The organism is Microbacterium sp. UMB0228 (genome assembly GCF_002871415.1).
Classification (GTDB): domain Bacteria; phylum Actinomycetota; class Actinomycetes; order Actinomycetales; family Microbacteriaceae; genus Microbacterium.
In genome coordinates this window covers 195,640-202,813 of sequence record NZ_PNFU01000006.1, presented here as the reverse complement: position 1 = coordinate 202,813, position 7,174 = coordinate 195,640, and the positions used below count along the sequence as shown (strand labels likewise).

Below are 7,174 nucleotides of genomic sequence, written 5' to 3'. Positions count from 1 at the left end.
TAGCCATCCCTTGGATTCTCGCTTCCCCAGCGCCGTGCTGGAATCAGCGTGTCCAAGATCAGGGGTCAAGCGCCGTGTTCCTGACGAGCGCGCAACGTGGGCAGAAGGCGCCCCCCATCGCGTACCAGGTGATGAACGGTTCAGGCCCCACGACCCTGCAAGCTCGCCTGAGCGCTCTTCGAGAGCGTCTCTCCGAGGCGGGGTCCATTCGGGAGGTAATCGAGGTAGCGGCGACGGCACACGACGCGCTCGGACTACCGCAGAAGTCGGGCGCCTGGCAGCAAGCAGCAACCCTGCTCTCGGTGATGTACGCGCGAGCGGCACGCACGAGCAGCGCCCGCGATGACCGTCAGATGGTTGCAGCGATCTGTGCGGAAGCTCGTGAGGCGAGTTACGCGGCGCTCACGGACTCGGCGCTGAGCCCGCGAGAGGTTCAACTAATGAACCTCTACCAGACGAAGGGACGCGAGGCCGACGCAACCGTCGTGGTGTTGCGGGAGGGAGACTTCATGGGCTACGAATCAGAACCGTTCCCCACAACAAGTCGGCTCCTCTACGTGGTCTTCTCCAGAGCCAGACACAAGATCGTCGTGCTGCTCGTGGGCAACAGGTTCCACGCCGCCGTAGCGCCTCTCGCGGCTCTGGCCGCGAACTGAGCTTGCCTACGAGGGGGACCAGAAGGGGACCAGAATCATGCAATCCATGCATCCCGTGACGTGTTCTGCATGATCTGACGCCCGGAATCACGCGGAATCCGGGCAGGCCGAAGCCGTTTGGACGCCTGGGGGTCAAGGGGTCGCAGGTTCAAATCCTGTCAGCCCGACCATTTCGGGGCCGGAATCTCGCACGAGGTTCCGGCCCTTCTGTATTCCTGGGATCGCCGAGGGCACGAAGAGGGCACGCCCTCCGCGGCCCTCCGCGACCGTCAGTGCGTCGGAAGAAGCTCCGCGATCTCCCCCGGGGCCGCGCCGACCAGCGTCTCGCAGGCCTGTGCCAACCGAGCGGCGAACAGCGCCGCGTCGGTACGGCGGGTCAGGGCATGCGCTGCGATGCCGTCGATCATGGCGAGGATCTGCCAGGCCACGGCATCCGTGTCATCGGTGCGGAACACCCCGGAGCGCCGGCCCTCCTCGATGAGCTGCGCGATGAACGACTGCCAGGCGCTCATCTGCTCGTCGATGGCCACCGACAGCGCCGCGCTGCCGCGGCCGAGGGACCAGGCGTCCACCCACACGAGCGTGATGTCGTCGTGATCGCTGCTGAGGACCGTGGAGATCATCCGCGCCACCCGAGCCGCCGGCTCGCTCTCGGTCTCGGCCTGGGTGCGGACGTCGTCCAGTTCGGATGCCGTCAGCTCGCGGAAGGTGCGCGCCACCAACTCGTCCATGCTCGATGAGTAGTGCGAGACGAGCCCCGGCGCCACCCCTGCCCTGCTGGCAACCGCCCGCAGCGTCAGCGCGGACAGTCCCTTCTCCCTGGCGATCGCGATCGCGGCGTCGTTGATCTCGCCGGCGCGCTGCTCCGGCGTCTTCCTGGTTCGTGGACGCGTATCGGGTGTTGACATGGTGCCTCCAGTGTAGGAACATTCCTGTATTGGTCATGTGACCAACAAGCCGTTGTCGGCAAAGGAGATGACATGGGCTGGCGGATGCCGCACGAGGGCGAACGGCACGAACGCACCTGGATGGCGTTTCCGCGCGTGGGCGTCACCCTGGGCGACGGTGCTGCCTGGCGCGACACGGCGTACCGCGCGTGGACCGACGTCGCCCTGGCGATCGCCGAGTTCGAACCGGTGACGATGGTCGTGGACCCGACCGAGATGGCGCGGGCGCGGGACATGCTCGGCTCGGCCGTCGAGATCGTCGAGTCGCCGCTCGACGAGTTCTGGATGCGCGACTTCGGCCCCACCTTCGTCCTCGACGACGATCGGCCAGGCGTCCTCGGCGCGGTCGACTGGATCTTCAACGGCTGGGGTGCGCCCGCATGGGCCGAGTGGCAGGTGTCGGCCGGCATCGCACGCATCGTCGCCGCACACGTGGGAGCCGAGCACATCAGTTCGGTGCTCGTGAATGAGGGCGGCGGTATCCACGTCGACGGTGAGGGCACGGTGCTGCTCACCGAGACGGTGCAACTCGACCCGAACCGCAACCCCTACGCCGACAGAGGCCGCGTCGAGGCCGAACTCGCACGCACGATCGGCGCGACCACAGCCATCTGGCTGCCCCGAGGCCTCACGCGCGACTACGACGAGTTCGGCACCAACGGGCACGTCGACATCGTCGCCGCGTTCGCCGCTCCGGGCCGGGTGCTGCTGCACCGCCAGGACGACGCGGGACACCCCGACCACGACGTCACGCGGGAGCTGAAGACGTTCCTCCAGGACCAGACGGATGCCGCGGGCCGCCCGCTCGAGATCATCGACGTCCCGGCCCCGGCGACCCTCCGCGACGACGAGGGCTTCGTGGACTGGAGCTACATCAACCACCTCGTGGTGAACGACGCCGTGATCGCCTGCGGGTTCGGTGAGGACGCCGCCGATGCCCGTGCGCGAGACATCCTCGGAGCCGCGTACCCCGGGCGACAGATCGTGACCGTCGACGCGCGCCCGATCTTCGCGCGCGGCGGCGGCATCCACTGCATCACCCAGCAGCAGCCGGCCACGAGCGAGGCACCCGCATGATCGACGTCGTCGACGCATCCATCGCGGACCTGCAGCGAGCGCTGGAGACCGGTGCAGCGACCAGCGTCGCGCTGGTGCAGGCCTATCTCGCCCGCATCGACGCGTACGACGCACCCGGCACCGAGACCGCGCTCAACGCGGTCGTCGTCCGCAACCCCGACGCACTCGCCGAAGCCGCGGCGTCCGATGCCCGCAGGGCGGCCCGGCACTCGCTCGGCCCGCTGGACGGCATCCCGTACACCGCGAAGGACAGCTACCTCGTCGCCGGCCTCACCGCGGCATGCGGATCCCCAGCGTTCGCGGATCTGGTCGCGCAGCGGGACGCGTTCACGATCGAACGGCTCAGGGCCGGCGGGGCGATCTGCCTCGGCCTGACCAACATGCCGCCGATGGCGAACGGCGGGATGCAGCGCGGTGTGTACGGACGGGCGGAGAGCCCGTACAGCGCCGACTGGCTGACGAGTGCGTTCGGATCCGGTTCCTCCAACGGATCGGGCACCGCGACCGCCGCGAGCTTCGCTGCCTTCGGGCTCGGCGAGGAGACCTGGTCGAGCGGTCGGGCACCGGCGTCGAACAACGCCCTGTGCGCGTACACGCCCAGCCGCGGCGTCATCTCGGTGCGCGGTAACTGGCCGCTGGTGCCCACGATGGACGTCGTGGTGCCGCATGCCCGTACGATGGCCGATCTCTTCGAGGTGCTCGACGTGATCGTCGCCGACGACGCCGACGTCCGCGGCGACTTCTGGCGCGCCCAGCCGTGGGTGCGTATTCCTGCCGCATCCGAGGTGCGTCCGGCGTCGTACCGCGACCTCGCCGCGGCCGACCCTCGTTCCGCTCTCGCCGGCCGGCGCTTCGGCGTGCCGCGCATGTACATCAATGCCGATCCGGATGCCGGCACCGGCACCACCATCGGAGGCGCGTCCGGGCAGCGCATCGTGACCAGGGCGTCCGTCATCGACCTCTGGGAGCAGGCGCGCCGAGACCTCGAAGACGCCGGCGCCCACGTGGTCGAGGTCGACTTCCCGGTCGTCACCAACTACGAGGGTGACCGCGCCGGGGCGCCGACCGTGCGCACCAGGGGACTGGTGTCCGAGCGGTTCCTGCGTTCCGAGATCGAGGATCTCTCTGCCTGGGCGTGGGACGACTTCCTGCGCGCGAACGGCGACCCCGCGCTCGACCGGCTCGAACTCGTCGACGGCGCGCGCATCTTCCCGCATCCGGAAGGTGCCCTCCCGGATCGCTACACCGGCTTCGATGACGAGATCGCCGGGTATCCGGCCCTCGTCCGCGAGCGCCCGTACGCGTCATTCACCGACATCCCGCATCTCGAGGAGGGTGTGCGCGGGCTCGAGGAGACCCGCCGCGTCGACCTCGAGGAGTGGATGGACGCGCTCGGCCTCGACGCCGTGATCTTCCCCGCGGTCGCCGACATCGGCCCCGCCGACATGGACGTGAACCCGGCATCCGCCGACGCCGGTTGGCGCAACGGGGTGTGGGTCGCGAACGGAAATCTCGCGATCCGTCATCTCGGCATCCCGACCGTCACGGTGCCGATGGGCACGACGGCAGACATCGGGATGCCGGTGGGTCTGACCATCGCGGGCCGCGGCTGGGACGACACCGCCCTGCTGCGCCTCGCCGCCGCGTTCGAGGCGACCGGCGAGCGCCGTACTGCGCCGCCGCGCACTCCCGCTCTTCTCGGAGAGGAACTCTCGTGACGTCGCCCTTCCCGCGTCCGGAGCGGCGCCAGCAGATCATGGCCGATGCCTCGGATCCGTTCCGGCGCGGCGTCGAGCGCGGAATGCAGCTGCGTGAGACTCTGCCCGGCACGATCGACGCGTATGATCGGCTCTTCCGCCTCGGTGCCGTCGACGAGAAGACCGTGCGCGACGACGCCGAGCGGCTGCTCGACGCGGTCGACGCCCACCGTCCGGCGCTGCGCGCGCAGATCGAGGGCATCGCCGCCGGGGCGGACGCCGAGATCTGGCGCGTCGCCGCATTGAACGGCCGCACGGAGATCCTGTCCCGCAGCGTCGCCGTACCGCCGGGAGAGTGCTCGACCATCGTGCGCTCGATCCGCGATGCGGACGGCCGCGCGCGCACCCTCGGCGTGCAGACGTGGGACTGGCACATGGAGATCGCGCCGTACTGGCACACGATCATCTCGCGCGGCGGCGTCCACGACTACGCCGGGCTCACCGAATGTGGCATCCTCGGCAAGATCGGCCTGAACAGCGCCGGCGTCGCGCTGCACTTCAACATCCTGGGGCATCGGTCCGACCGGCCCGAGGGCATCCCGATGCACGTGCTCGCCGCTCTCGTGCTCGAGGAGGCCTCCAGTGTCGCGCACGCCGTTGAACTGGTGCGCGAGGCGCCGGTCACGAGCTCCGGCTCGTTCGCGCTCTTCGACGCCGCGGGCGACGCGGTGCTGCTCGACATCAGCCCCGAAGGCGTGTTCTCCGCGCCCGCCATCACCGAAGGCACCTGGCTGCGCACCAACCACTTCCTCACCGAAGCGCCGGCGGCGCACGAGAAGACCTGGCTGTACCAGCCCGACTCCGGTCTGCGATGGGAGTTCCTGCGAGACCGACTGCTGTCGGTCGGCGCGCCGACGGATGCCGAGCAGCTGCGCGCCATGCTCGTGACCGGCGACGGCGAGCCTCCGGTGACCTGCGTACCCGACCTCGCGCTTCCGATGGGACAGCGGTGGGCCAGCCTGGCCACCGTCGTGCTCGACCCCGTCGGTCGTCGGGCCGACGTGCTCGACGGCACTCCCGCTGAATCCGCCACCCGCCCTCATCTGGCTCTGGCGCTCTGATCCGATCGAAGGGACCACCATGACCGACACCGCCACCGTCTATCGCAACGCCACCGTCTTCGACGGGCTCGCGGATGCTCCAGTGCAGTCCGCGTTCGCCGTGCGCGGCGATCGCATCCTCGCTGTCGGCACGGAGACGGAGGTCCGCTCCGCGGCAGGTGAGGGTGCCGCCGTCGTGGACCTCGGCGGGGCGTTCGTGATGCCCGGTGTCATCGAGGCGCACGCCCACCTGGCGATGTTTGGCCACGCGCAGGGCAAGGTGCAACTCCGCGACTGCACCTCGGTGGCACAGATCCAGCAGCGGCTGCTCGAGGCGCGGGCGATGAACCCGGACGCGACGATCATCGAGGGCGTCAGCTGGCTGTTCGATGCGCTGCCCGACGGCGTCACCCAGCCGACCGCGGCGATGATCGACGAGGTGATCGACGACATCCCGGTCTTCCTCGACGCGAACGACCTGCACAGCACCTGGGTGAACACGGCCGCGCTGCGCGCTGCCGGAATCGACCGCGACACCGTCGACCCGATCGGCGGCCAGGTCGTGCGGGACGACGACGGAGAGGCGACCGGGTTCCTGCTCGAGACCGCGGCCATGGATCTGCTCGCGGACTATCTCGACGGCATCCGGACCGAGGAGGAGGTCGACGGCCACCTGGAGCTCGCCTTCGCCGCGTATCTGGCGGCCGGCGTCACCGGTGCCGCCGACATGGGGATGACAGAGCAGTCGATGGCGGCGCTGCGGCGTCGGCTCGACCGCGACGGTCGGCTGCCGTTCCCGGTCACCGCGCACTGGTGGCTGAGCTCGACCGGCGACCCGGCAGCCGATCTCGCCCAGGTCGAGCGTGCGGTCCAGCTGCGTGACGAGCTCGAGGCCACGGGCACGCCGTGGCTGAAGGTCGTCGGAGTGAAGTTCATCCTCGACGGCGTGATCGACGCGTGCACCGCCGCGATGGTGCGCCCGTACGCTGACGGCTCGAACGCCGACCCGATCTGGAGCCGCGAGGCCGCGACGCCGGTCGCGATCGCCGCCGACCGCGCCGGCCTGCAGCTCGCGATGCACGCGATCGGAGACGCGGCGAGCGCCCTGGCCGTCGACCTCGTCGAGGCCTGTGAGCGGGCGAACGGCACCGGCACCGCCCGCCGCCCGCGCATCGAGCACCTGGAGTCGGTCGCGCCCGAGACGGTCGCACGGATGCGCGCGCACGGCATCGCGGCATCCATGCAGCCGGTGCACTGCGACCCCGCCATCCTGGACAACTGGATGGCGATGCTCGGAGATCAGCGCGCTGAGGACGGCTTCCCGTGGAACTGGTTCCGCGACGTCGATGTTCCCATCGCGCTGGGTACCGACGCCCCCACCGCACCCCACGAGGCTCTGCACAACCTGTTCATCGCGATGTCCGGGCGATCCTCGATCGACCGCGCGCTGCCGCCGTACCACCCCGAGCGTGCGTTCACCGCCGCGCAGGCACTCGCTGCGGCGACGTCCGGCGCGGCCCACGTCGGTGCGATCGACGACGCCTACGGCCGGATCGCGCCCGGTTTCTTCGCGAACGTCGCCGTGCTGGACATCGACCCGCTGTCCGCGCCGACCGACGACCTGCTCACCGGTGCCGTGCTGCTCACCCTCGTGCACGGCGAGGTCGCCTACCGGCGGCCATGAGCTCCCGCTCCTG

Annotated in this window: 6 protein-coding genes; 5 read left to right on the top strand and 1 reads right to left on the bottom strand. The window is 69.9% G+C overall.

Features of this window, described 5'->3' with window-relative positions; translation table 11 throughout:
* The first annotated feature begins 440 nt into the window (after positions 1–440).
* Positions 441–656, top strand: a complete 216-nt coding sequence (locus CJ226_RS17860; protein WP_146008251.1) for a hypothetical protein — start codon at positions 441–443, stop codon at positions 654–656.
* A gap of 269 nt (positions 657–925) precedes the next feature.
* Here CJ226_RS17860 and CJ226_RS14695 read toward each other — a convergent pair whose 3' ends face one another.
* Positions 926–1,564: a TetR/AcrR family transcriptional regulator gene (locus tag CJ226_RS14695; protein WP_102209641.1), complete on the bottom strand. Its 639-nt coding sequence runs from the start codon at positions 1,562–1,564 to the stop codon at positions 926–928.
* 72 nt (positions 1,565–1,636) lie between these two features.
* Here CJ226_RS14695 and CJ226_RS14690 point away from each other — a divergent pair, with 72 nt between their 5' ends.
* The 4 genes from CJ226_RS14690 to CJ226_RS14675 are packed head-to-tail and all read left to right on the top strand — an operon-like array spanning position 1,637 to position 7,161.
* The gene (locus tag CJ226_RS14690) at positions 1,637–2,680 is read left to right on the top strand and encodes an agmatine/peptidylarginine deiminase (protein ID WP_102209640.1); all 1,044 of its coding nucleotides are present in this window, start codon (positions 1,637–1,639) and stop codon (positions 2,678–2,680) included.
* On the top strand, positions 2,677–4,398 hold the full coding sequence (locus CJ226_RS14685; RefSeq protein WP_102209639.1) for an amidase: 1,722 nt from the start codon (positions 2,677–2,679) through the stop codon (positions 4,396–4,398). The genes CJ226_RS14690 and CJ226_RS14685 overlap by 4 nt, the downstream gene beginning before the upstream one ends.
* Positions 4,395–5,498: a C45 family peptidase gene (locus tag CJ226_RS14680; protein ID WP_219719961.1), complete on the top strand. Its 1,104-nt coding sequence runs from the start codon at positions 4,395–4,397 to the stop codon at positions 5,496–5,498. Before CJ226_RS14685 ends, CJ226_RS14680 begins: the two co-directional genes overlap by 4 nt.
* Positions 5,499–5,517: 19 nt before the next feature.
* A complete protein-coding gene (locus CJ226_RS14675; protein ID WP_102209638.1) occupies positions 5,518–7,161 on the top strand; it encodes an amidohydrolase in 1,644 nt (547 codons plus the stop codon).
* The last annotated feature ends 13 nt before the right edge of the window (positions 7,162–7,174 follow it).